The sequence below is a fragment of the Lysinibacillus sphaericus OT4b.31 genome (assembly GCF_000392615.1).
Taxonomy (GTDB): domain Bacteria; phylum Bacillota; class Bacilli; order Bacillales_A; family Planococcaceae; genus Lysinibacillus; species Lysinibacillus sphaericus_B.
In genome coordinates, this window is sequence record NZ_KB933398.1 from 1886958 (window position 1) to 1909862 (window position 22905).

General features: G+C 38.1%; 24 protein-coding genes and 2 pseudogenes. 12 read left to right on the top strand and 14 right to left on the bottom strand.

The genetic code is table 11. The annotated features are described in order from the left end of the window. Positions 1-17: 17 nt before the first annotated feature. From H131_RS08630 to H131_RS08655, 7 genes and pseudogenes are all read left to right on the top strand, one after another. Positions 18-1679, top strand: coding sequence for an ABC transporter permease (locus H131_RS08630; RefSeq protein WP_010858720.1), 1662 nt, complete (start codon positions 18-20; stop codon positions 1677-1679). Further along, positions 1672-2784, top strand: a complete 1113-nt coding sequence (locus H131_RS08635) for an MBL fold metallo-hydrolase (RefSeq protein WP_010858721.1) — start codon at positions 1672-1674, stop codon at positions 2782-2784. Before H131_RS08630 ends, H131_RS08635 begins: the two co-directional genes overlap by 8 nt. Beyond that, positions 2768-3577 carry a CYTH domain-containing protein gene (locus tag H131_RS08640; RefSeq protein ID WP_230491833.1) on the top strand — a complete coding sequence of 270 codons (810 nt, stop codon included), beginning with the start codon at positions 2768-2770 and terminating at the stop codon, positions 3575-3577. Before H131_RS08635 ends, H131_RS08640 begins: the two co-directional genes overlap by 17 nt. A gap of 353 nt (positions 3578-3930) precedes the next feature. Continuing rightward, a pseudogene (locus tag H131_RS26095) lies at positions 3931-4101 on the top strand (transposase); the annotation flags it as partial. Positions 4102-4319: 218 nt separating this feature from the next. Continuing rightward, entirely contained in the window at positions 4320-5615 is a 1296-nt protein-coding gene (locus H131_RS08645) for a M48 family metallopeptidase (protein ID WP_036131232.1), read from the top strand. 118 nt (positions 5616-5733) lie between these two features. Continuing rightward, on the top strand, positions 5734-6549 hold the full coding sequence (locus H131_RS08650; protein WP_010858724.1) for a YitT family protein: 816 nt from the start codon (positions 5734-5736) through the stop codon (positions 6547-6549). 177 nt (positions 6550-6726) lie between these two features. Next, positions 6727-7086: an MmcQ/YjbR family DNA-binding protein gene (locus H131_RS08655; RefSeq protein ID WP_010858725.1), complete on the top strand. Its 360-nt coding sequence runs from the start codon at positions 6727-6729 to the stop codon at positions 7084-7086. Positions 7087-7572: 486 nt separating this feature from the next. Here the strand turns inward: H131_RS08655 and H131_RS08660 are convergent, their stop codons facing one another. The 6 genes from H131_RS08660 to H131_RS08685 all read right to left on the bottom strand — a co-directional run bounded on the left by H131_RS08660 (position 7573) and on the right by H131_RS08685 (position 11544). Beyond that, the gene (locus H131_RS08660; RefSeq protein ID WP_010858726.1) at positions 7573-7929 is read right to left on the bottom strand and encodes a GIY-YIG nuclease family protein; all 357 of its coding nucleotides are present in this window, start codon (positions 7927-7929) and stop codon (positions 7573-7575) included. A gap of 16 nt (positions 7930-7945) precedes the next feature. Then, positions 7946-8701 (bottom strand): DUF2087 domain-containing protein, encoded by a 756-nt coding sequence (locus H131_RS08665; protein WP_010858727.1) that lies wholly within the window; start codon positions 8699-8701, stop codon positions 7946-7948. 186 nt (positions 8702-8887) lie between these two features. Beyond that, positions 8888-9763, bottom strand: a complete 876-nt coding sequence (locus H131_RS08670) for an ABC transporter permease (protein ID WP_010858728.1) — start codon at positions 9761-9763, stop codon at positions 8888-8890. Beyond that, complete coding sequence (locus H131_RS08675; protein WP_010858729.1) at positions 9763-10683, bottom strand: ABC transporter ATP-binding protein; 921 nt, start codon at positions 10681-10683, stop codon at positions 9763-9765. Before H131_RS08675 ends, H131_RS08670 begins: the two co-directional genes overlap by 1 nt. Before the next feature lie 5 nt (positions 10684-10688). Next, entirely contained in the window at positions 10689-11093 is a 405-nt protein-coding gene (locus H131_RS08680; RefSeq protein ID WP_010858730.1) for a DUF3021 domain-containing protein, read from the bottom strand. Between the two features lies 1 nt (position 11094). After that, positions 11095-11544, bottom strand: a complete 450-nt coding sequence (locus H131_RS08685) for a LytTR family DNA-binding domain-containing protein (protein WP_010858731.1) — start codon at positions 11542-11544, stop codon at positions 11095-11097. Between the two features lie 256 nt (positions 11545-11800). Between H131_RS08685 and H131_RS08690 the strand changes: the two genes are divergently transcribed. Next, positions 11801-12829 (top strand): AbrB family transcriptional regulator, encoded by a 1029-nt coding sequence (locus tag H131_RS08690; protein WP_010858732.1) that lies wholly within the window; start codon positions 11801-11803, stop codon positions 12827-12829. A 339-nt stretch (positions 12830-13168) separates the two neighbouring features. Here the strand turns inward: H131_RS08690 and H131_RS23550 are convergent, their stop codons facing one another. Next, the gene (locus H131_RS23550) at positions 13169-13711 is read right to left on the bottom strand and encodes a methyl-accepting chemotaxis protein (RefSeq protein ID WP_080647642.1); all 543 of its coding nucleotides are present in this window, start codon (positions 13709-13711) and stop codon (positions 13169-13171) included. A 52-nt stretch (positions 13712-13763) separates the two neighbouring features. Further along, positions 13764-14240 carry a HAMP domain-containing protein gene (locus H131_RS08700; protein ID WP_196228875.1) on the bottom strand — a complete coding sequence of 159 codons (477 nt, stop codon included), beginning with the start codon at positions 14238-14240 and terminating at the stop codon, positions 13764-13766. A gap of 278 nt (positions 14241-14518) precedes the next feature. Here H131_RS08700 and H131_RS24935 point away from each other — a divergent pair, with 278 nt between their 5' ends. The 4 genes from H131_RS24935 (at position 14519) to H131_RS08715 (ending at position 18325) form a co-directional block, all read left to right on the top strand. Further along, positions 14519-14659, top strand: coding sequence for an RAxF-45 family protein (locus H131_RS24935; protein WP_010858735.1), 141 nt, complete (start codon positions 14519-14521; stop codon positions 14657-14659). Between the two features lie 103 nt (positions 14660-14762). Further along, complete coding sequence (gene abc-f / locus H131_RS08705) at positions 14763-16562, top strand: ribosomal protection-like ABC-F family protein (protein ID WP_010858736.1); 1800 nt, start codon at positions 14763-14765, stop codon at positions 16560-16562. Continuing rightward, positions 16555-17346, top strand: coding sequence for a GNAT family N-acetyltransferase (locus tag H131_RS08710; protein ID WP_010858737.1), 792 nt, complete (start codon positions 16555-16557; stop codon positions 17344-17346). The genes abc-f and H131_RS08710 overlap by 8 nt, the downstream gene beginning before the upstream one ends. A gap of 244 nt (positions 17347-17590) precedes the next feature. Next, positions 17591-18325 (top strand): hypothetical protein, encoded by a 735-nt coding sequence (locus H131_RS08715; RefSeq protein WP_010858738.1) that lies wholly within the window; start codon positions 17591-17593, stop codon positions 18323-18325. A 92-nt stretch (positions 18326-18417) separates the two neighbouring features. On the opposite strand, the gene H131_RS08720 is transcribed toward H131_RS08715, so the two are convergent. From H131_RS08720 to H131_RS08745, 6 genes and pseudogenes are all read right to left on the bottom strand, one after another. Continuing rightward, the gene (locus H131_RS08720; protein WP_010858739.1) at positions 18418-18798 is read right to left on the bottom strand and encodes a hypothetical protein; all 381 of its coding nucleotides are present in this window, start codon (positions 18796-18798) and stop codon (positions 18418-18420) included. Positions 18799-19227: 429 nt separating this feature from the next. Continuing rightward, a pseudogene (locus H131_RS25295) lies at positions 19228-19722 on the bottom strand (peptidoglycan recognition protein family protein); the annotation flags it as partial. Next, positions 19706-20002, bottom strand: a complete 297-nt coding sequence (locus H131_RS08730; protein WP_010858741.1) for a phage holin — start codon at positions 20000-20002, stop codon at positions 19706-19708. The pseudogene H131_RS25295 and the gene H131_RS08730, both read right to left, overlap by 17 nt. A gap of 18 nt (positions 20003-20020) precedes the next feature. Further along, entirely contained in the window at positions 20021-20434 is a 414-nt protein-coding gene (locus H131_RS08735) for a hypothetical protein (protein ID WP_010858742.1), read from the bottom strand. Positions 20435-20519: 85 nt separating this feature from the next. After that, positions 20520-20966 (bottom strand): hypothetical protein, encoded by a 447-nt coding sequence (locus H131_RS08740; RefSeq protein ID WP_010858743.1) that lies wholly within the window; start codon positions 20964-20966, stop codon positions 20520-20522. A gap of 26 nt (positions 20967-20992) precedes the next feature. Continuing rightward, entirely contained in the window at positions 20993-22894 is a 1902-nt protein-coding gene (locus tag H131_RS08745) for a DNRLRE domain-containing protein (protein ID WP_010858744.1), read from the bottom strand. Positions 22895-22905 lie beyond the last annotated feature (11 nt).

Here is a 22905-nt window from a genome sequence, read left to right on the forward strand (position 1 = left end):
GAAGGAATGAAGCAACAATGATAATGGAAGGCAGACGCACTTTTGGCTTATTACTGACGATTGTCGCAACGTTTGCTATCGCGCCATTAATAGCTATTGTCTATTATACATTTGTCAATGATGGGCATTTAGATGTTTCGCAGATTAATAGAATGTTTGCTAATGATAGATTATGGCATACGCTGGGCAACTCCTTATTATTAGGTTTGTTAGTAATTTTGGGCACAACGATATTAGCCTTGCCAATGGCATTGATTCGTACAAGAACGAGTTTACATAAATTTGAATGGTTAGATATTATTTTAACTATTCCTTTTATGACACCACCTTATATTGGTTCTATGGGATGGATACTGTTTATGCAGAATAATGGCTTTTTACAGCAATTAATGCCAAGTGCAACATGGCTGTCCAATACCTTTTTCTCCTTATTTGGAATGGTCATGATTATGAGTCTACATCTGTTTCCTTTTCTATACTTAATGTTGAAAAATACATTGTTAAGGATCAATGGTTCATTTTTAGATGCTGCACTAATTTTTGGACGTAGCTCTTGGCGCAATTGGACAAAGGTTGTTTTGCCTTTACTGGTTTCAAGCTATGTTCTAGGCATATTGCTAATTTTCATCAAAACGTTAGCAGAGTTTGGGACGCCTGCAACCTTTGGAAGTCGCATAGGTTTTCAAGTTTTTACGACAGAAATCCACTCTTATCTTTCAAGATGGCCGGTAGATATTAGTATGGCGACATCACTTTCTTTGTTTTTACTATCAGTGTGTCTAGTTATCTGGTATTTCCAAAATCTCATAGGACGTAAATATACATACAGCGTGCTTTCTGGCAAAACCCCTGCTGTTCGCGACATGAAAGATAAGTGGTATATCAAGCTAGGCTCATGGCTATTTGTAGGAATGGTGCTGCTGTTTTCAATTGCTATTCCGTATTTTTCAATTATTGTAACCTCGTTGCAAAAAGTACGAGGAGATGGTTTGAGTGCCGGTAATTTCAGTCTAGCATCTTATCAGGCAGTGTTTACAAGTGGAAGTGCTGGCTTATCGGCATTTCTAAATAGTGTTGTTTTTTCAATACTTACAGCGGTCATTACGGCAATTATTGGATTATTTATTGCACTCTATATTAAAAAAGGCGAAGGGAAAAAGCAGCAAGTGTTAGATTTCTTTAGTCTCATGCCGAATATCATACCAGGAATTGTCTTTGTCGTCGGTTTAATAATGTTTTGGAATGCACCATGGTTGCCAGCGACTATTTATAACACGAAGGCGATGGTAGTTGTGACGTATTGTGTGCTGTTTTTACCCTATTCTGTGCAGTATACAAAATCATCTTTATCGCAGTTGGATCAATCGATTTTTCAATCAGCCGCTATTTTCGGACGTAGTAGTTGGGACATGTATCGTTCTATTTTTATTCCATTATTAATGCAGGGAATTCTTGCTGGCATGATGATGACTTTTATTATTTCAATGCGTGAGCTCGTAGCAGGATTGCTTATTTTGCCACCCTCTGTTGAGACGGGTGCAACATTTATCTACAGCCAATTTGAGCAAGGAAACGTTGGCGTAGGGATGGCTGTTGCAGTTATTACAGTCGCTATGACAGTAATGTTTATGTTCGTATTAGCTTGGCTTCAAAAACGGGGAGGACATGCAAGTGCTTAATGTTGAAATTTTGGGGGGAGTTGGGGAGTATGGTCGTAACTGTTTTTATCTCGAAAATGAAGGGCGGGCCATTCTTCTGGATTGTGGTGTGATGAATAATCATGAGAAAACGCCCCCGGATTTAACCCATGCCCATGTGGCTAAGCTAGATGCTGTGTTTATCTCTCATGCGCATATTGACCATGTAGGTGCACTCCCGTTACTTGATAAATGGGGCTACAACGGACAGATATTTATGAGTAAAATGACAGCGCATCAACTCAAACAAACGTATGAAAATATAACAATATTTCAGCCAGAGTCAAGTGGTAACTGGTTAACTATTAGCGATAGTCTGTCCTTTCAATGGGGCTATAGTGGTCATGTAATTGGCAGTGTATGGTACAAAATTCGCTTTTTAGAGGAGGTGATATTTTTCTCAGGAGATTATGTCGTGGATTCCTATCTATTAAAGGCCACTCTCCCGACAGAGGATGATAGGGGGTATGATTTAGCATTTATCGATAGCGGACATATTGAGAAGTGCATCAAGAATGTCGAAGTGTTGCAGCAAATCACGAACTTTATCAATGCCAATTCAAGTTGCCCGATTATTTTTCCATCTTCTTTTTCAGGAAAAACCGCGGATATTGCGACTTATCTTTTTCAGCATACGGTAAGAGAACTAAGTGTAGACAATGCATTCTTGACCTTTTTTGAAGATTATGTCGATGCGCCAGAAAATCTATTGTTTTCAACGTATAACACAATGTTGAAAGTATTTAACAGTGATTGCTTGCAGACTAAGGTAGTCAGTGAGAACGCCATCTATTTTGTCCCAGAGCGTGACGAGTCGATAATATCGAAACTGCTGACCGATTTTCCAACAGCAATTGTTATGTTTACTGGGTACTGTAAGAAAGCCCGTAATATAAAAAATTTAGCGCAAGATCGAGCGAAGCAGTTTTTTTACAAAACACATCCTGATTATCATGACATCATAGAGCTATCGAAAAAAATAAACGCTCAAGAAATCATCTATTTTCACAGTCAGTTAACAACTAAAGAAACTACATTGTTAAAAATTATAGGAAATGAGGATGACATATATGATGAACCATGTTAAGAAAATGGCCCTGAAGCTAAGTCTAATTGGTCTTGTATTACTAAGTATTGGCGTGATGGGTGTCACACAGGTGAAAGCAGCAATCGAACCTGGTCATGAGATTAAATATAATATTAAATCGGAGCTATTCAATGAAGCTAACATCTTAAGTACTTTTAGTTCCACTAAAAAAGATGAAGTGAAAATTTACTACTTCGATACACCGAGTAAGCACTTTCGAAGTGCAGACTATAACAACCGCTTACGTGTTTATAAAGATAGCAATAAAATCGATATTACGTATAAAAAAAGATTGCTAAATACCCCGCTAAATGAGGCAATTGCCATCACCGAAAGTCATGGTTTCACAGGCTCTGAATCTAACTATAAATTTGAATTGGATATTAAGGGCGGTAATCGTACGTTCACAATAAGTCGAAAAGAGTCATTAAAGGCAACCTCTAAAGTTTCCTACGATACAGTGGATACTAGTGCAGCAAAGAAATTAATTTTAGAAAACGTTCCGAAGAAAATTTTAACTTGGGATTCGGAAGCATGGTATAACAATACATTATCACAGACTATATTTTACGGTCCTGCAAAGGCGACAACGTATAAAGGAAGCTATGCCGGTTATGAAGCAGATATTGAAGTTTGGAACTATCAAGGAGAAATCATAGTAGAACTATCTACGAAAGAAAGCGATGCTGCCAAAGCAGCTATCATTGAAAAATTATGGCATGACCAATTACTAACAGCTGGCTATTTAAGTGCAGATCAGCGTGGCAAAACGGCCTTTGTCATGGACAAATAATGCAAGAAGAGCTTTGTCAATGGGGTGACTGTAAATGCTCTGAACAAAACGATTTTTTATGAATGATAAAAGCTCCTCACTCTGTAGACAAACTTAAAGAAATTTGAGTTTGCCTACAGTTTTTTCTTTTTAGCATAAATAGTAAGAAACCGTTGATTTCCGTTCCAGGCGCTCCCTTTCCGCAGGCACGGCTCAACTAATTTTTTCGGCAGGTCGCCGCAAAAATGGATTTCCCGCACGTGCTGTTCCTGCAGGAGTGTCGCGCCTTTCGCTCCAATCAACTTGTATGGCTTTAAAAATACTTGAGGGGATGTTAAACATGGGACGATAAATCAAGAACTGCTTGCAATGATGCAATTGATCTCAATTTCATTTATCCATTAGTAGAACATCTTTACGCTGCTACTGGGCGACCAAGTATTGACCCTGTTGTGTTATTTAAAATGACGTTTATTCAATATAAATGTGGATCCGTTCGATGCGTTAAAACAATAAAAGAGATTGAAACGAATATGGCGTATCGTACGTAACGGAACACGTGCTTACGAGGAAAAGCTTCAAGAAGAGCTATATTTAGATCGTGAAGAAAACGGAAAAAGCCGTTTCCCCCGGAGAAGAGCACTCTTATACGTGGCATGGTGTATGTGGTGGCATAAAAACACAGAAAAAATAGTTCTAACTTTTTCAATTTAGCTTACACTTACTATAGGACGAACTTAGCATGGAGCAAGGAGGAAATGACATAGCTAAAAAAATGGGAATTGTCGCGCTATTCATATTTGGTGTTTATGTTCTTTGTATGTATTGGTATATTTTTCATGGTGGTGGTGGCACAATACCGAAAGCATTAAAAGGAACAGTTGCGGACCCAGCGATGTTTATGTCTGAACGAGAACTATACTTAAGTGGTGAATATTCAAAAATACGGAATTTCTTATTTTTTGTGGCTACACCTTTTGAATGGCTTGCTTATCTTGTTATATTGCTGATAGGATTATCACGCTATTTTGAAAAAGTTTCGACGGCACAAACAAAATGGAAACTAGCGCAAAATGCAGCCTATTTGTTTTTATTATCGATTGTGCTATATGTAGTACTATATCCAATTGAATATTATCGGTATTATCTAAGTAAAAGCTATGGCATTAGTACACAAGGTTTTTCTTCGTGGATGCGAGATGGTGTCATTGATTTTTGGGTGAACTTTGGTATGACCTTTATCATTGTGTCCGTACTGTATTGGCTCATCAGAAAGAGTGCTAAGAGATGGTGGTTGTACGCATGGCTTTTAACAATCCCATTTACCATTTTTGTGATGTTTATCCAACCAGTTGTTATTGATCCGTTATACAATGATTTTTATCCGCTGAAAAATAAAGAGCTGGAAACAAAAATCTTAGCTGTTGCGCAACAAGCTAATATTCCAGCAGAGCATGTTTATGAAGTCAATATGGCGGAAAAGACCAATGCTTTAAATGCCTATGTGACCGGGGTTGGTAGCAATTCAAGAATTGTGCTGTGGGATACAACTTTAAATCGCCTTTCTGACAATGAAATTTTGTTCATCATGGCACATGAGATGGGGCATTACGTAGAGAAGCATATTTATTTTGGCATCGCAGGCTATCTTCTCATGACATTGATAGGTCTGTGGCTGACATCGAAATGTATGAGCTGGTTGGTTGCACGTTATGGACACATATTAAAAATAAATAAAATCAGCGATATACAGTCGTTACCACTGTTTTTACTCATTACATCTGTTTTATTATTTGCATCGAGTCCTCTTTCTAACTATATTTCGAGATATCAGGAAACAAGAGCAGATCAGTATGCAATTGCGTTAATGGGGGATCAGGAGTCAGCGGTGACCGCATTCCAAAAGCTAACAAAATCGGGCTTAAGTGAAGTCAATCCGCAGCTTCTTGTAAAATGGTTCCGATATACCCATCCACCTATGCTTGAACGTATTTATAAAGTAGCTGAAAAAGAGGGACAGAAAAAGCAAGTGCCGATAAAGGAAGAGCAGAAGAAATAAATGTCCGATGGGCTTGCGATGGTGCGCAAGGATTCGGGTTTTTCAGGCGAAGAAGTTGGGTATCCTAAGGGTAAGATGTATCAAAACTTGTTCGTTTAAGAATAGTGGGGGACTTTTTATGCGCAATATTGTCATTATTACACTTGCATCCATATTAGTAGGCTTTGCTTATAATTTTTTGTTAATTCCCCATGAAATTTTGAGTGGCGGACTAAGCGGGATTGCGATTATGCTTGGTATTGTCACACCATTGAATACAGGGGTATTGAATCTTTTATTAAATTTACCATTGCTAATTATAGGTATTATGAAGTTGGGGAAACGTTTTATAGGGTATACGATTTTGTCAGTCGTCGTATTGTCAGTAAGCCTATATATTATTCCAATCTATAAAGCAACACAAGAGCCAATTCTTGCTTCTTTATTTGGTGGAGTTATTGTGGGCTTTGGCGCTGGCATGATTTTTCGTGCTTCGGGTTCGTCAGGGGGCTTCGATATTGTAGCCATGTTGTTAAGTCGCAAACGAGATTTTCCATTGGGTGTGTTACTTTCGGGGATGAATGCAGTCGTTGTTGCTATCTCGGGATTTGTTTTTAGCTGGGATGCGGCTTTACTTACGCTCGTATCCATATATGCGACAGGGAAGGTTGTAGACACAATTCATACAAGCCATATAAAATTAACACTGATGATTATCACAAGTAAAGGGGAAGAAGTAAGGCAACAGCTCTTAACGAAGCTTCCTCGAGGTGTAACGATTATTGATGCCAAAGGAGCCTACTCAGGCGAGGGGCGTAAAGTATTAATTACTGTGATTACACGCTACCAGCTAGCCGAAGTAAAAAGTATGATTAAAGAAACGGATGACAAAGCATTTGTGAATATTCTACAAACGACCGAAGTCATCGGTATGTTTGATCGCAGCTTCAAATGAGCTACGCAAGCGAAGTTTCAGCTATAGAAGGCATTGGGAATACAAACGCTTACGTAAAGAAGACTTCCAAATTCGAATTACGTCGAACCGCAATTGATTAAACACACGTTACTGGTTATAATGTTGATAACCGAACGTGTGTTTTTGTATTAACAATTATGAAATGGAGATAATCAAATGGACAAGGACATGATACATAGTTATTGTATGAAGCTTACAGGCACCACACATGATTATAAAGAAGAGTGGGGGGCACATCGCTATCAAATTGGTGATAAGCTGTATGCCATGATAGGCGGAAATGCCACAGGAAAGCCCGTTCTAACATTAAAATGCGAACCTAATCGTGCTGAGGAACTAAGAGAAACATATGAGGATATTATCCCTGGCTATTACATGAATAAAACACATTGGAACTCTATTTACATGAATTCCAATATACCGATGGATGTAGTTGGAAATCTCATTCATCATTCATATGGTTTAGTGTTCGACAAGCTGACGAAAAAAGTTCAACAACAAATAACATCACAATAGCAACATTATTTTATAGCAGCAGGATCGAGCTAACTAACTCAGACCCTCAAAAAATTCAGTTTGTCTACAGACTTTTTTCTTTTAAGATAGAAGTATCTATATAACCCCGTTGATTTCCGCTACGGCGGACGCTTTTCACGGGCATGACTTCAGTCTCCTCGTCGCTACGCTTCTGCGGGGCCTTTTCGCTCATGTTATTCTTTGCAGAAGTCGCCGCCTGCGCTCCAGTTAACTAGTGTAGGTCTATAAATGATTGAGATGATGTATTGGTGATAAAATTTCAAAAGGTATTCGCAATGTAATCATTACGAATACCTTTTGTCGTCAGTCTACTAACTTTTATTGCCTTTATAAGGCAATAAAAGTTAGTATGGTTTTCCTTGGTCGATTCATAAGCCTGCTTGTTTGCCATCCGTAGGAATAGTGCGAAATTCTTTTGTAGAATCCCCACCATTTGTGCCTTTACACATTTAGAACCGCTCCAGGTTACTTATTTTTGGGAGAATTATAACCCCGTTCGCCATAGGGCTGTAGTTCGTCGAGCCATTTTTGCTCAAGCTTTTCGAGTTCTTTTTTGGCATCGAAATAGCCCTCTTGTTTTCTCTTTAAATACTCAACTACGTCAATTTCGAAAGTGTCCTTACCGAAAGTATTGTAGTCAGCCTGTAATGCTTTATTGCTGTGTGTATTAGTTTTTAGCATAAACTGGAAACCGTTTAATCGTTTCAAATTATTGAAGCTACTGACAAACACTTTACCATTCTGTTTGTTGGTCATCTTGAAAACACCTGCTTCAATTTCCATTTCTTTATAGTACTCTTTCAACTCTTTTTTATGATCCACATTAAACCCTACTCTCTTATTTTTTTACCCAATAGGCACTGCCATCATCTGTACGATTCATAAAACCATATTCGATTAAATAGCGACGAACTTGCACATAGTCTTCGTAGATGGGGTGGATCATCGCATTTAGTTCTTTTTCTGTATACTGCTTTGACTCATCCAAAAGTTTTGTAATGGCACGAAGTACTACAATTTTATGCTTTTCCCGTTTTGGGAAGCGGACAAGCTCTTGGCCAATACCATTAGGAAAGTATTTTTCAAGTAACTGTTGTTCTTCCGTGAGTGTAATATTATAGCGGTCATCCACCATCGTTGCCGTTTTGTGAATGGGCACAAAAGAATCGACTTTTTGATCTTGGTCTTTTAATAACTCCATCATTGCAAGAAATGTTTTTGCCTGACGTTCTTTTTCCTTTAATGCAAAGCGATGGTGACGAATAGTTGTCGCACTGCCTATCTCCAACTCTTCTTTGATTTCTTGATCCGTCTTACCTTCATAAAATAGGCGCAAAATATGACTTTGATGATCCGTTAAGCCTGTCATTTTTTTATTCAATCCATTGAGGTAATGAAAAACAGATTGATGCGTAGCCATTATATGATGTTGCATATATTTTCCGGCCTCATATAATACATCCTCGTGCGGATAAATAATCCCTTTTTCTATCGTCTCGCCACAAAGCAAGCAAGTGAAGTGTGATCCTTCTTCCGTATAGCCTTGCTTTATATCATCAATTGAAGCTTGCAAAAATAATTGATTTACATCCATTGTAAAACCCCCTAAAAACAAACGTTTATTCATTTTGTTTGTTTATTTATATATAATTTATCAAATTGTTTGCGAGAAATCAATAAAAAACACATCGTTTCTGAAAACGATGTGTCATATTATAGTGAATGCATTCAGAATCAACGGTTCTATCAGCCATTCTTCAAAATGATATTTTAGAAAGTATTACTTATTTTTCTTTTTAAACATAATAACTGATAAGACCGCTAGCACGACTATTGTTGCTAAAATAACGATAAAACTTGTTGTCGGACTAAGTAAATGTCCATTCAGTTCATAAACAACACCGTAATTCACTTTATATGCTTCCACATGTGAAGCTGGTACACCTTCAAACACCTTCGTTATCGAGTTTTCCATAAAGGCATTCCGTAATAATAGTGTTGTATGACTGATTGGAAAGTACATGACAAGGTTTTGCGCGAAGCCTGGTAACACGCCAACAGGTACGTAAACACCGCATAAAAAGCCGAGTGCTGTACCAACAATTGTAGTAAGGGTGGAAAAGGAGTTCTGTGTGTGTACAAAGAGTACGAGAACAACATTAAAAACACTGGCAAGTAACACGGATAATAACAAAATGCCAATTACTTTCATGAAACCACCAATACTAAGTAATTCGCCACCAGTCGCCACAATGAAAATTTCACAGCCGATAAGGGCGATGAAAGCGAAGATACAGCCAATGACAAAAGCATTCAATACATAGCTAAACTGAATTGTTGCTCGAGAAATAGGCGCAGTTAATAAATCTGCCGTTGCCTTCGATTCCGTATCTTTTACAGCAATGCCAAAGGTGGCCAGTGTGGATGTGACAGCAATCATAGATAATAGACCTGCCACCAGCCATTCATTGACCATTGTCACCATTTCAGGTGTCGCTTCCGCCATTTGCTCAATGGCATCTACTTGCATTTTTTGAAGGAATACGGCGTATAGAACGATTACGATAATAACGGAAAGCAGTGAAAAGAAGACTTGTGTTTTATCTCGTCTGAAAACTTTATTGTTTCGCAGTACTAAGCTGGTTAATGCTTCCATTAGGTTACATCTCCTTCCGCCATTATATGAATGAAGACATCATCCATTGTACCTTTGATGACCTCGAATGAAACCAACAGAGGTTCCATGTTTTTAAGTAGGGTAAGTGCATGAAGAGTAGATTCCACTCGCACGGAGAAGATCCCTTGTTTTCCTGTGTAAATGATGTCATTTTCTTGCAGCCATTTTTCGCCTTTAGAAATATCATGAAAAACAAGTGCCATTTGATCGTAGGCATATATTGTCTTCAGTGCATCTGGTGTGCCCTCAGCCACAATGTGACCTTCTTTTAACACAATGACTTGATGAGCGACTGCCGCTTCCTCCATATAATGTGTTGTAAGAAATACCGTCATATTCGTTTCAGCCTGTAGCTGCTTAATGGCTTGCCAAACGAATTGACGTGTTTGTGGGTCGAGTCCTGTTGTGGGTTCATCTAAAAATAAAATTTGTGGTCGATGTATGAGTGCTCGAGCAATGTCAGCGCGTCTCTTTTGACCACCTGACAATGTGCCATATTTTCGTTTTTCAATATCAGCTAAATGTAAATAGGTGGAGACGAAGTGGTAATTTGCGTCAAGCGTAGCTTTTGATAGACCGTACGTTTTACCACGGTGGATGATATTTTCACGAACCGTTAATCGTTCATCGAGTAAGCTTTGCTGGAAGACGACACCGATGGATTTTCGGATTTCGACATTATAATTATTTTCATCGAGTGTAGAGCCGTTAATACGAACGGTACCACTTGATTTTTTTAATAATGTACATAATATTTCGATGGTCGTTGATTTTCCGGCACCATTCGCACCTAAAAAGGCGAAGAGAGAGCCTTGCTCGACAGTAAAAGAAATGCCCTTTACTGCCTCGTGTTCACCATATTGCTTGCGTAAATTATCTACTTGTATCGCAAAGGTCATAACGTTTATTCCTTTCTTTTTTGAATTGCATGATTGATTTCTTTAATATCAATTTTTTGAAGTACATATAAAATACACCAGACGATGAAGTAAATGATTACCTCAGATACAAACACATAGAAAATGCCCGAATGTTCAAACCAACGACCAAAATAGCCTGCTGTGAAAACGCAAAATGTAACAGCACTAAAGTGAAGAGCTAGCTGAATAGTAAATAATAAACGCTCTAATTCAAAAATGAGGGATAGTAGGCCAATGACAATGCCAAGTATGGCGGCGATTATAATTTGCTCTAGCAATTCTGGACCTGTTGCCACAGCATTATTAGAAACGATACTAATCGTTACGAGGACGTAGGAAGAGCTAAGTGAAATGAGTAGACCGATAATCATCATGCTTAAAATTCTCATGTTATGAATCCCTCCCAATACCTAATTGGCGCTTTAATTCTTTTAAATACTTACGGCTGACATGAATGGATACATCATTATCGAGGAGTAATTCTGTTGCGCCAATTTTGCCCATTTGAATGGAGGCAATTTTATTAATATTTACGAGAGTCGATTTACTAACCCGGGCAAAGTCCTTAGCCAGCTGTGTTTCGAGTTCATATAATTTGCGCTTGGATTCGAATTCCTGCTCTTCTGTCTGTAAAAATACTTTCGCACCCTCTGCATAAATTGAATAAATGTCAGTGATTTTTAATAGATGGATTTCCTGCTGTAAATAGCCGTCAAGCATTGTCGTTTGAGCTGCTTGCAATTGTTTCATTAGTTTTTCAATTTGCTCATTGTATTCCTTCGCGTGAATATGAATCTCTGTTTCTTCTAGCACGCTGTTAATCGTTAAATGAATTTTCATAGGAGGCCCCCTTACAATCAATTACATCTAAACGTAACTGTTCCCACATTCTTATCGATGGCGTCCATCTACTGAATTAGGATAATATTAATGTAGCATAGAAATTTTTGGATAGGATAGATTCTTCAATAAGAGGTTGTAATTAATTCATAACAGGTTCATTTATACACATATAGGGACTTGAAATGTAGTGGAGTGATAAATTGACTTCGTTCACTGCATAATTGAATTATTCATAAGTAAGGGGGTGCTTGGTATGTATGAATTTTTAAAGCCAATATTTATGACATTATGTATTGGGTATATAGGGGCGCTGTTATTTCAATTTTTACATATTCCGATGCCATGGTTACTTGGGACCATTACCGCAGTGCTTTGTGTCCAGCTATTTACAAAAGTTCAATTGAAATGGCATAAATATTTTCGCAATTTTGGTTTAGTCGTTGCGGGCTATTCCATTGGCTTTGCTTTTACGCCAGAAGCGGTTCAGGATATTAAGCAGTTTTTAGGCAGTATGATTGTGCTGAATGTGATCTTTATCGTGTTGTTTCTTGCTATAAGCTTTTTAGTAGCAAGACGTACAGATTTAGATTTCCCGACGGCCTTGACATGCTGCGTACCTGGGGGAATGGCACAAGTTGTTGCTTTTGCGGAGGAACAAGGGGATATGGATATTGCCGTTATAACGTTCTATCAGGTTTTGCGTGTGCTGCTGATTGTTGGCTTTGTGCCATTAATGGTGGCAGGCTCTAGTGGGAATGCCATGATTGTAGATGGCGACTGGACATGGGGACTAGCAGGCTTTCTTGTTATTTGTGGTCTAGCAGGGTGGCTAGCACAATTGATGAGAATTCCGACAGGCTATATGCTTGGACCAGTTTTTTTATTGATGGGGTTGAATTTAGTTGGGCTTGATGTGCCAAAAATGCCAGTGTCTCTTCTTCATATTGCGCAACTATTTATTGGTATTTATATTGGGCTTTTATTGAAAAAAGAAGATTTACATTTGTCGAAGAAGCATGTGTTTTATGCATTTGTCTCAGCGGGGATTTTTATCGGTACTGCCTATGGTTTAACTTTTGTCTTGAAGAGATTATACGAACTTGATTTTCAAACAGGTTTTTTAAGTATCGTACCAGGCGGCCTTGACCAAATGGGGATTATTGCCGCTTCCGTTCACGCAAATGTAACCGTAGTCACAGCATTTCAGCTATTCAGGTTACTGATTGTCTCCATTTTACTTGTACCTTTAGTGAAGGTGTTCGTGAAAAAAGTAAAAACCTGAGAAGGCTTGTTGCGTATACATGCTTGAATGAAATGGATCCTAACGACGATGTAGACTTACACGCAAAAAAGATTGCTCATGAGCAGATTACCTGCGTGATGAACAATCTAATGAAGAATTAAATTTAAATGACTGACAGTGAATCGCTGAAAGAACGACCTGAATCGCTGATAAAACCGTAACTTTCGCTGATAGAACGGCGTGAATCGCTGATAAAACTGTATTTATCGCTGAGAAAACCGTAACTTCCGCTGAAAGAACGACGTGTACAGCTGATCGAGCCATTACTTTCGCTGATCGAATGCCGAGTTCACTGGAGTTAGTATTTAAACTGATGAATTAAATTTTGCAGCGTTTCTGCATTTTTTGTGAGCTGTGTTGCTGCATTGTTATATCCTCCATGGTATAGAGGTTGGCCCCAGCAATCTGTGTAACTTCTTTGGACTGCTCACGTGCATCGACTGCAATTTCAGCCATAATTTGTGTCGAGGCATTCGCTTGCTCAATGCGTGCATATAATTCCTCCGCAATGCTGGAAACCTCTTGAATTTTATTTGTGACAAGTGAGACTTTTGTTGTAATATCATCTAATGCAATGCTTGTTGTATCGACAACTTCAACACTCGAAGTGGCTTCCTTTTCACTTTGTTGCATATGTTCGCTCGCTTCTTTTGATAGCTGTTGCATGGTATGGATAGTATCAGTAATTTGAGCAGCAGATGTTTTAGATTGTTCAGCTACTTTACGAACTTCATCTGCTACGACAGCAAAGCCCTTGCCATGCTCACCAGCTCTTGCCGCTTCTATAGAAGCATTGAGTGCAAGTAAGTTTGTTTGGTCCGCTATGGCATGAATGACTTCGACGATTTCCCCTATTTTAATTGCGTGCGTGTCAAGGACTGCCTAGAATTTGCACTTTCTTGGACTGCTGCGGTCATGGCATGCATTTGTGTTTGCATCGCTTGAGCAGTTGCCTCACCGTGCTTTGCCGTATCAAAGGCATCTGAAGCATAGGTGATACGTCACTATTCGTCTCTGTTACAAGCTGAATCCCACCAGCAATGTCCTGCATGGCTTCCACGTTTTCGTTGGCACTATGTTTTTGAGTACTTGCCCCACTTGCTAGTTCCTGCATATTGGCCGTCAATTGTTCAGTTGTTCTCGTTGTGGATCCCGCAGTTGCAGAAAGCTCTGCGGATGAAGCGGATACTTGATTGGCCGTATCATCGACATGGTGTATCATATTTCTGAGTGTATCGAGCATGGCGTTGAAAGACTGTGCAAGTTCCCCAATTTCATCTTTCGTATTGACGACTAGTTGCTGTGTTAAATCACCATGACCGGCTGATATTGTTTCCAGCTGGTTGTTTAAACGTTTTAAAGGCTTTACGATGCCACGCACAAATAGCATGCCGGCGATCACCGCAATGATGGCAGCAATCAAGGCGATAGCCCCCATTTTTACTATCATCTTTTGAGCCACTGCATCAATTTCTCTTACTGCCAATGCACTATTAATTTAACTGAATAATGAAATATTTAAGGAAAACATTTCTATTTCCATCTAGTATATAACTACTAAAAATGTTCGTATATTTCAAAAATGAAAGTTGGTGCAATTTTTTCCGTTTCCAAATTCTAAGGAATATGGTATTATTAATCTAACTAGATGAACGGAGGTGAAAAGGAATGAATCAAAACGCTACGAGAACAGGTGTAAAAGTTGATACAGCTATGTATTTTGCACGTGTACTTACTTTCGATTTTGCTAACAACGGGATAGGTCTGTCCATTTTTAAGCAAAATCAAATACTAAACGTAGCGGATTAACCATTCTTTTTCACAAATAATGAGGAAAAAGACTGCTTGTTAATGGAGCAGTCTTTTTTGTCGTACAGAGATGTTTTCCGCACGTTTCATGGAGGAAAAAACGATGCAAATGAAAGCTGACCATATACAAAAAGTTATGGGTGGTAACGTATTATTTGAAGGACTTCAATTGGAAGTCAATACAGGAGAGCATGTGGCAATTGTTGGTGTGAATGGCTGTGGAAAAACGACATTATTACAGTTGTTAGCAGGTGCAGATACACCAGATGCAGGACGTATTATTAAAAGTAAGGATGCGACAATTGGTTATTTACATCAAATTCCAAGCTATCCTTTACTCACAGCAAAAGAGGTACTTGAAAAGGCATTTGCCAATATCTTTGCTTTAAAAGCAAAAATGACAAAGCTAGAGTTGGAGATGCAAGCTGAGGTTACTGACAAAGTATTGCAGCAATATGGTTATATTCAGGAGTTATATATGCAACAGGGGGGCTATGAGGTTGACGCACAATTAGCGATGATTGCAAATGGACTTGGTATTACGCCATTGCTCACACAGCCCTTTGCGAATTTAAGTGGTGGCGAAAAAACAAAGGTTATGTTAGGGCAAATCTTATTAAGCAATCCCTCCATATTACTATTAGATGAACCGACCAATCACTTAGATATGCAGGCGATTGAATGGCTAGAAAATTATGTGCAAAACTTTGCTGGAATTATTATCGCGGTATCGCATGATCGCCAGTTTATGAATCAAGTAGCGCAGAAAATTATAGAAATTGAAGATGGCGAGGCGTTTACTTATCAGGGAAATTACGACGCTTTTGTTGCACAAAAAGAGGCGAAAATTGAACAGCAATTTGCGGAATTTGAAGAACAACAAAAGAAAATCAAAAAAATGCAGGAAACCATTAAACGTTTAAAACAGTGGGCAAATGAAGCGAACCCTCCTAATGCCTCCTTGCATCGCCGTGCCAAAAGTATGGAAAAGGCACTGGCACGTATAGAACGTGTAAAAAAGCCAATGACAAAAAAGAAAATGAATTTGGCCTTAACAATGGCTGAACGTAGTGGCAAGGAAGTGGTACAGATACAAGAAATAAGCCATGCATTTGAAAAGCCCTTATTGAAGGATAGTAATATGTCCGTTTATTTTGGGGAATGCTTGGCGATTGTAGGGGATAATGGTAGTGGTAAAACAACACTATTAAAAATGATATTAGGAGAGATTGTGCCAAATAAGGGCAATTGTAAGGTCGGGAGCAGTGTGAAAATTGGGTATTTATCGCAGCAATTTGAGCATGACAATCCAGCAGTTCGACTAATCGATGCCTTCCGTGAGCACGTAGCTGTTTCGGAGGCAGAGGCACGCCACCTACTTGCTCAGTTTCTATTTTACGGCTATGACGTGTTCAAAAAAGTAAAGGATTTAAGTGGCGGTGAAAAAATGCGACTGCGTCTAGCACAGCTAATGCACGAGGATATCAATTTACTTGTACTTGATGAACCGACCAACCACTTAGATATCGAAGCACGAGAAGTGTTAGAGGATACGCTTGAAACCTTCGAAGGTACGATTATTGGTGTATCCCATGACCGTTATTTCTTGCAAAAGATCTTTACTAAAATTGCGTGGATTGAACATGAAAATATCAAGGTATATGAGGGTGATTATGAGTGGGCGCGAACGAAACGACTGTCGGCAGTGAACGTACCGATCATCGAAAAAGCACAAGCGAAAGTCCAACATAGTAAAAAAGAAATACCCATCGAAGAGCAAATCGAGAAGCTAGAAATGAAATTAACAGAACCGAAACTTGCCAAAGAACAGCGTCATAAATTAGAGCGACAACTAGAGGCTTTATATGAAAGATGGTTAGAAGGGGGAGCTGAACATGCATAAGCTGGAACAAATAATGCAGCTAGACATTGATTATATAAAAAGTTTTAGTGAGATGGAAAAGTGTTCAGCAGGTGTTTACTTTTATAATCAGGAGATGCCGACATATTATGACGCCAACCATGCGCATATTTGGCAGAAGATTGCGCACGCAGATTCGTTTTTAACGGACCTGAAGAAATTTTATGTTGCAAAAGGTCTTATACCAAGAATGTATCTATACAATGTAGAGGTAAATCAACAATGCATCGAGAAATTATATGCACATGGCTTTCAATATGAGACCTTTACAGATGACGTGCAATGCTGGAATGGGGAATATGTTCAGCTCCCCGCAAATCCAGCGATTCATATTGAGCATGTAACGGATAGTAATGTACAGGAAGCATTAGCAGTAGAAATGAGTATTTCCACATTCGGTGAGCCAGCTTTAATAAAAGAGGCTTTCTATAAAACGTATTATTCACCGCTCTTTACGTACTATTTATTAAGAGTTAACGGGGAGGCCTGTTGCACGGCCAATGTTTTTGTAGCAGGTAAGCAAGGTAGAGTGGAGAGTGTAGCAACTATTGAAAGTTACCGTGGACGTGGATTGATTGGCTATTTGCTGCAGCATATCCAACAACAATCTGTCAAAGCAGGAATAGAGGACCTTTGGATTATGCCTGTTAGTGAGCCTGTGGCAAGGGTCTATGCAAAGGTGAATTTCAAATCATTGGGAACAATAACTTCGATACACGCATTTACAGAAGGAAAAAGCATTGAAGAAATACGACGAGGTGAATAAAGGCAAAAGACTGTCCGGGAACAATGGAAAGCACAAAAAAGAGCATTTTTTTGAGGTTGTCATAAATACGTGATGGTGGAAGGCGTGAAAACCTGGAATGTTGCTCAATATATTGAATTTGGTGCATGCTAGACTACCTCTGAAAAAAAGATTTTGAAATTTTGAAAGTTTTTTACTTGAAAAAAAGCTGTATTCGATTTATTGTCTTTAGAGATACTTGTTAAATGGACTTGGAGGATATGGAATGCACGGAATTTATATACGCTACAATGTCTCAGAAGAAACCCCTAAAGCACAATGGCCCAAAAAATTGGATGCATTTGCATATGTTCAACGAGGTAAACCACAACAAGAAAATGACAACATGCTTTCGTTGGATGAGCTAAGAAATCATGCAATCCGCTATATTAAAAGTTTGAAAGAAAATGCTAGTTCCCATTTAGTGGAACAACGCAATGGTGAAATTGAGCATTTCGATCGACGCTATATGGAATCGTTAAAGTTAAAAGAAAATATCGATGCGCAACTGATTAACCTTGAAGAAATTCGGCTGCTATTGCAATTGATGAATGTACTGAATTTATCGCACGGCTTTGGAGAAAATGCTGGGAAACTACTACGCCAAATTACCCCATATGCAAAAGAGGTGGAGCACCCAACATTCCAAACGACACGAGTGGAGCGTCATTTTTACACGGAATTGATTGAACATATTGAAACAGTGTATACGCGCATTATGCGTCAGCACAATCCGTCTACTAATGAAATGCAGCATTCGGAAAAGCTCTGGACAACAGTTTGTGAGCAGACAATTGAAAAGGTAGAGTCACGCATTGAACGTTTGTCTTCGATAAAATTGAAGCATGAGAAAAATTTGTTAGAATTTAGTCAATTAAAGCAGCAAAATGTCGAGGCGAAGGAACGTTTAGATCACGCTGTAGGTGAACTCGATGTCATATTAGGTGCATTAGAATCTTAGTACCGAACCATCGATGTCGCTCCTTAATGAAAATAAAAGCATGTTGCCGGTTGGGCTCAAGTGTAGAGCTCCAATCGGCAACATGCTTTTTATTATTGTTTTGCTTTTTTATCCGTTTCTTCATTTTTCGACTGGCGATAGACGCGTAATAAATCGAAACCAAGTAACAAAACGATAATATAAAAAATAGGGCTGTTAAAAGATAACCCGAATTGGGACTCGCCCCCAAGTAATGTTAAGACAATCCAAAGACCGACAGTATAGAGGGTTACACCCACATATGCTTTTTTAGAAAGCCTCTTATATGTACCCTTTGCCGTCGTAATTTGAATAATGACGAGGACTATTAATATGACAAGAATAACTTTCTTCGATAATACCTCAGCTAGAGTCGTTGCAGGAAAAAAATCATTGACGAATAGTAGCGTGAAAAATACAAGAATACAAAAATTTAAAATGCTTGAAAGCTTCATGTAATGTCTCCTTTGATGCCAAATGTTCCTTTCTATTGTAACATGGTTCTTCGTGTTAAGAATAAAAAGCCACATTTAAAATGATGAAAATTTATTTGTCTGTGATTCCTCAAATAGAAGGAGAAGCCAAAAAAAGTTCCCTCTACACCATTCGCTATAAAGAACAGTGAGAGGGAAAAGTAAGTTCTATTTTTTATTCATCTGTCGATACAAGACAGTTGCAAATTGCTCTCTAGTAAGTGGCTTTTGTGGATCAAGCCCATTCAGTAGGCCTTGCTTTTTAGACCATTGCCAAGCCGATTCATGAGAATCACTAACAGGCCGTTCTACTAATCCTAACGACTTTTTAATGAATGCTAATTGTTGTTGTATAGTTTGGTATTCCGCTTTTAATTCTTCATATTGTGACACTGTAAAGCCTCCCTTGTTGCCCGTCAGTAGATTCAGTTCCTTCTGTACTCTATGTAAGAATGAAGACCATCTTCCTTCATCAAGAATACGATGGGGGCAGTATTTTCCATTCCAATCCTGGTGCTTTCTCACTCGATCCATTTTCCAACCACGTTCATGCAAAAGCTGCGCTGTAAGTTGAACAGCTAATTCTTCAGCCCTTGCATAGCGTTCACCACCTGATTTAGAGTAGCAAATCTCAATACCAATGGATTTCATGTTCCCGTAGCCTTTACCATCTCCACAATGCCAACCAATGCGATTTAGGGGTAATCCTTGGATAACTTCTTGATCATCCACAGCAAAATGGTAGGATACCTGATTGTGATTACTAATCATATACCGAATTTCGTTTGAGGCTGCTGCATCATTAGCTGTATTATGTATGGTGATAAATTGTGCATCCATAGAATAAGGGCACTTTATACTATATTTTGTGGAGGATACTAAATTTTGTTTAATGTTTATAGTCAATAAAATCATCTCGTTTCGGTTTCACATAAGCCAGAGCTCTTTTTGAATCACTAACATTGGCCGTGGTCGGATCTAAAATTGCGTTATATGTACTGACTGCCATTAAAGCTAATATGTAAGGGTTAGCAAGCGCATTGACAATTAGGGTCCAGACACTTTCCCAGGTAGTCAAATCAGCGCCAGTGATGCCGTAGTAGGCAAATAGGGGGGTAATAATTGATAATCCTAGGGTAACCCAGAATTGTGGGTTGCAAATGCGAACTTTCCAGTTAATTTTCATATGTATCCATTCCTTTCTTTATAAACCTAGCCATTTTAGTATGAGTGCACCTACAACTGTTGCCGGAATGAAAATCCACCAATGTAAATATTGTTTGATTGTGTCACTAATAGAGAGGCTATCTTTAGCGGATTCATATTTTAAATCCTCTTCAATACTATCCACTCGTTTTCCAATACCCTTTACATCATCTTGTAGTTCAACTTGGGACATGTTTAATTTAGTTAGATTAATATTTATATTATTGAAGGTTTTATCCATTCTATTTAACTGTATTTGTTGGTGTTTATTCATCTCCTGTTGTTGTTCCGACACGACTGTTAAGCGATATAATAATTCATGATTACCTTCAAGTTTTGAAATACGGCTATCTTGATTCTTTATTTCCACTTCAACACTAGCTAATCGTTCACCTAGCTTGTCATTTTGCAATTTAATCACCGACTTTATATAAATAATAAAAGGATAGGGAGGACGATAAGGTCCACACCTATCCTGAACTGACTGCTCATTTCACCTAGTTTTCAAGTAATGTAATATCCTCAAAAATTTCACAGAATCTATCATATAGAGTTGCTTTCTTACCCGTGAATTCTAGGTCACAATTTAACACAATCTCCTGTAAAATACGCAGCATGTCAATTTTTTCTGCGGTTTCTTCAATAATAAAATCTTCGTGTAGTAGCGTTAAAATTTGTTGTTGGACTTCTTTTTCAGCTTCTTCACTAAAGAGGGGCATCTCAATTTCTTTTCCATCTACAATTTCTGTAGTATATAAAATCTCTCCATTTTTATCTTTTTCTGCATACTCATCAACTAATTGTTGTCTTTCTTGATTTACTTGATTCAATTGCTGTTCTAACAATTTGATAAAGCGAGTTCTCATTCGTGATTCTTTCCCTTTTAAAATGAGGTTAAAAAGAAAAGCTTGTAATTCACCGATTTCGTAATTTTTTATAATCATCTCTATTTCTCCTTTTGTTATATTGTTTACATAATAAATGCATATCCGGTAACGCCGCCATTTACCACAATTACTGTGTCAATGTTATCAACCATTAGTATACGGGGTTCGATAGTTGTTACAATATCAGAATCATCCCAAGTCGGAATCGTAATTTCAACAAGGATCTTTGGCTTCGATACAGATAAATCAGTGTTGATTTGACTGACTGCTTTACTAGTAATCTCAGTATTAATTTGACTTACTTTACGTGCTATAATTTCAGTGTTTATTTCACTTACGTAGGCTACAAAAATTTCAGCATCCGAATCAGCATCTTCATTTACTCTAGCAGTAACTAAAGCTTCAACAGTAGGCTTAGATACAACGAGTTCGATTGGTATATCACTCTTAATATTCGGTTCAATTTCAACCCAAATATCGCTGCGATATTTTACTTCAATTTCTATGTGAACTTTTGGTTTTGAAACTGCTATTTCAGTATATAAGTTATTATCTTTAATAACCCGTGGAGTAATTTCTATTGGGATAGTTTCCTTGCTCACTATAATCTCAGTGTCAACAATACTTGCATAAATGGTGTTAATATCAATTTCAGTTTTAATATCGCTATCTCTATAAGTTGGAATAGTAATTTCAACATGTGTGCAAGGTTTAGTAACAACTAATTCTGTGTCAAGTTCGTCCTCTTTTCTTCTCGAAGCTGATATCTCAATAGGAATAGTAGGTTTGTTGACGATTATTTCAATCAAAATGCGACTATCTCTTGGATTTCTAACACTAATCTCTGTTGTAATATCGCTATCTTTCGGAATAGCTACTATTAGCTCGGTAGGCACATAAGGCTTATTTGCTGTGATTTCAACACATATATCTTCATCTAAAGGCACTTCTGATCGGTGCACGTAAAGATATGTTTGTTGATCAGAAGATTCAAATGTTGAATCAACAGTTATTTCAGTATTTTTATCTGAATTTAGCCGCTTATATACGAAGATTTCAGTAATATGCTGACTTCTACCAAAACTAAATATCCTGGAGTCATAGTATTCTACTACTAACGCTGGAGGGAGTTTGGATTCCCTGGTTTTAAATGTAACTTGTCCATCCGTTATTTCATTAGACACACGAATGATAAAGCCGTTATTTATTTGAGTAAGTGCTACCCAATTTTTTACAATATCGAATACATTAAATTCAACGTAACCTGCTTGTTTGTTGACAGTAAATTGATTGGTAATTAGCTTAATCGGAGTGGGTCTATTTAAGTGCGTAATACCATATTCAGACCATGAATTATTAGCATTTAAAACCTCTAGAGTAATATTTTGAGGGATACTGTTACTGTAGTACAATCTTAAATTTGCATCCGTAAGTACATAAGATGGATTAATGGAAGACAAGTCAAATTGTACAAATGAACGCCAAATATCCTCGTGACTACGACCAACTACCATAGAAGAATAGCCACCGTAGTTAATTGTTTGATAGTCCATTTTTTCACGCGTGAAAGCGTCTTGAGTAGGGTTGAAAATGTCTGTAATAATGGGCGGTTGTTGAATTTGGTAGAGAGCTGACATCCGATTATGAGGAGGTATTTCTATTTCAGCTTCTAGGTTGTTGTATCCAATCGGTTGAATTTCAGTTAGAATTTCTGAATTACCACGATACATAATGTTTATGTAAATCTCTTTTGAAGTCTCATCATAGGCCCGAGGGATAATATATGTATTAATATCAGCGTTTTCAGCAGGTCTCGCAATAATTTCTGTAATTACGTCATTGTTTCCAACAGCGATTAAAGAATATTTGGCTTTAAAGCTGTTGTGAGGGGGTGAATCAGTGTGTAAGGATGCTATTACTATTTCACCCGTATTCTGTTGTAGCAGGGGATCCGTAACTCCTTCATTAAAATTATTTTCCTCCATAATTTCACTTC

What these genes read in the sequence shown, in the direction of transcription:
- H131_RS08650 (WP_010858724.1), top strand. Translation starts at nt 5,734, where the DNA reads ATGCGCAATATTGTCATTATTACACTTGCATCCATATTAGTAGGCTTT.
- H131_RS08685 (WP_010858731.1), bottom strand. Translation starts at nt 11,544, where the DNA reads ATGAAAATTCATTTAACGATTAACAGCGTGCTAGAAGAAACAGAGATT.
- H131_RS08745 (WP_010858744.1), bottom strand. Translation starts at nt 22,894, where the DNA reads ATGGAGGAAAATAATTTTAATGAAGGAGTTACGGATCCCCTGCTACAA.
- H131_RS08680 (WP_010858730.1), bottom strand. Translation starts at nt 11,093, where the DNA reads ATGAGAATTTTAAGCATGATGATTATCGGTCTACTCATTTCACTTAGC.
- H131_RS08670 (WP_010858728.1), bottom strand. Translation starts at nt 9,763, where the DNA reads ATGGAAGCATTAACCAGCTTAGTACTGCGAAACAATAAAGTTTTCAGA.
- H131_RS08675 (WP_010858729.1), bottom strand. Translation starts at nt 10,683, where the DNA reads ATGACCTTTGCGATACAAGTAGATAATTTACGCAAGCAATATGGTGAA.
- H131_RS08720 (WP_010858739.1), bottom strand. Translation starts at nt 18,798, where the DNA reads ATGAAGCTTTCAAGCATTTTAAATTTTTGTATTCTTGTATTTTTCACG.
- abc-f (WP_010858736.1), top strand. Translation starts at nt 14,763, where the DNA reads ATGCAAATGAAAGCTGACCATATACAAAAAGTTATGGGTGGTAACGTA.
- H131_RS24935 (WP_010858735.1), top strand. Translation starts at nt 14,519, where the DNA reads ATGAATCAAAACGCTACGAGAACAGGTGTAAAAGTTGATACAGCTATG.
- H131_RS08715 (WP_010858738.1), top strand. Translation starts at nt 17,591, where the DNA reads ATGCACGGAATTTATATACGCTACAATGTCTCAGAAGAAACCCCTAAA.
- H131_RS08655 (WP_010858725.1), top strand. Translation starts at nt 6,727, where the DNA reads ATGGACAAGGACATGATACATAGTTATTGTATGAAGCTTACAGGCACC.
- H131_RS08700 (WP_196228875.1), bottom strand. Translation starts at nt 14,240, where the DNA reads ATGCTATTTGTGCGTGGCATCGTAAAGCCTTTAAAACGTTTAAACAAC.
- H131_RS08640 (WP_230491833.1), top strand. Translation starts at nt 2,768, where the DNA reads ATGATGAACCATGTTAAGAAAATGGCCCTGAAGCTAAGTCTAATTGGT.
- H131_RS08665 (WP_010858727.1), bottom strand. Translation starts at nt 8,701, where the DNA reads ATGGATGTAAATCAATTATTTTTGCAAGCTTCAATTGATGATATAAAG.
- H131_RS08630 (WP_010858720.1), top strand. Translation starts at nt 18, where the DNA reads ATGATAATGGAAGGCAGACGCACTTTTGGCTTATTACTGACGATTGTC.
- H131_RS08710 (WP_010858737.1), top strand. Translation starts at nt 16,555, where the DNA reads ATGCATAAGCTGGAACAAATAATGCAGCTAGACATTGATTATATAAAA.
- H131_RS08730 (WP_010858741.1), bottom strand. Translation starts at nt 20,002, where the DNA reads ATGAAAATTAACTGGAAAGTTCGCATTTGCAACCCACAATTCTGGGTT.
- H131_RS08740 (WP_010858743.1), bottom strand. Translation starts at nt 20,966, where the DNA reads ATGATTATAAAAAATTACGAAATCGGTGAATTACAAGCTTTTCTTTTT.
- H131_RS08690 (WP_010858732.1), top strand. Translation starts at nt 11,801, where the DNA reads ATGTATGAATTTTTAAAGCCAATATTTATGACATTATGTATTGGGTAT.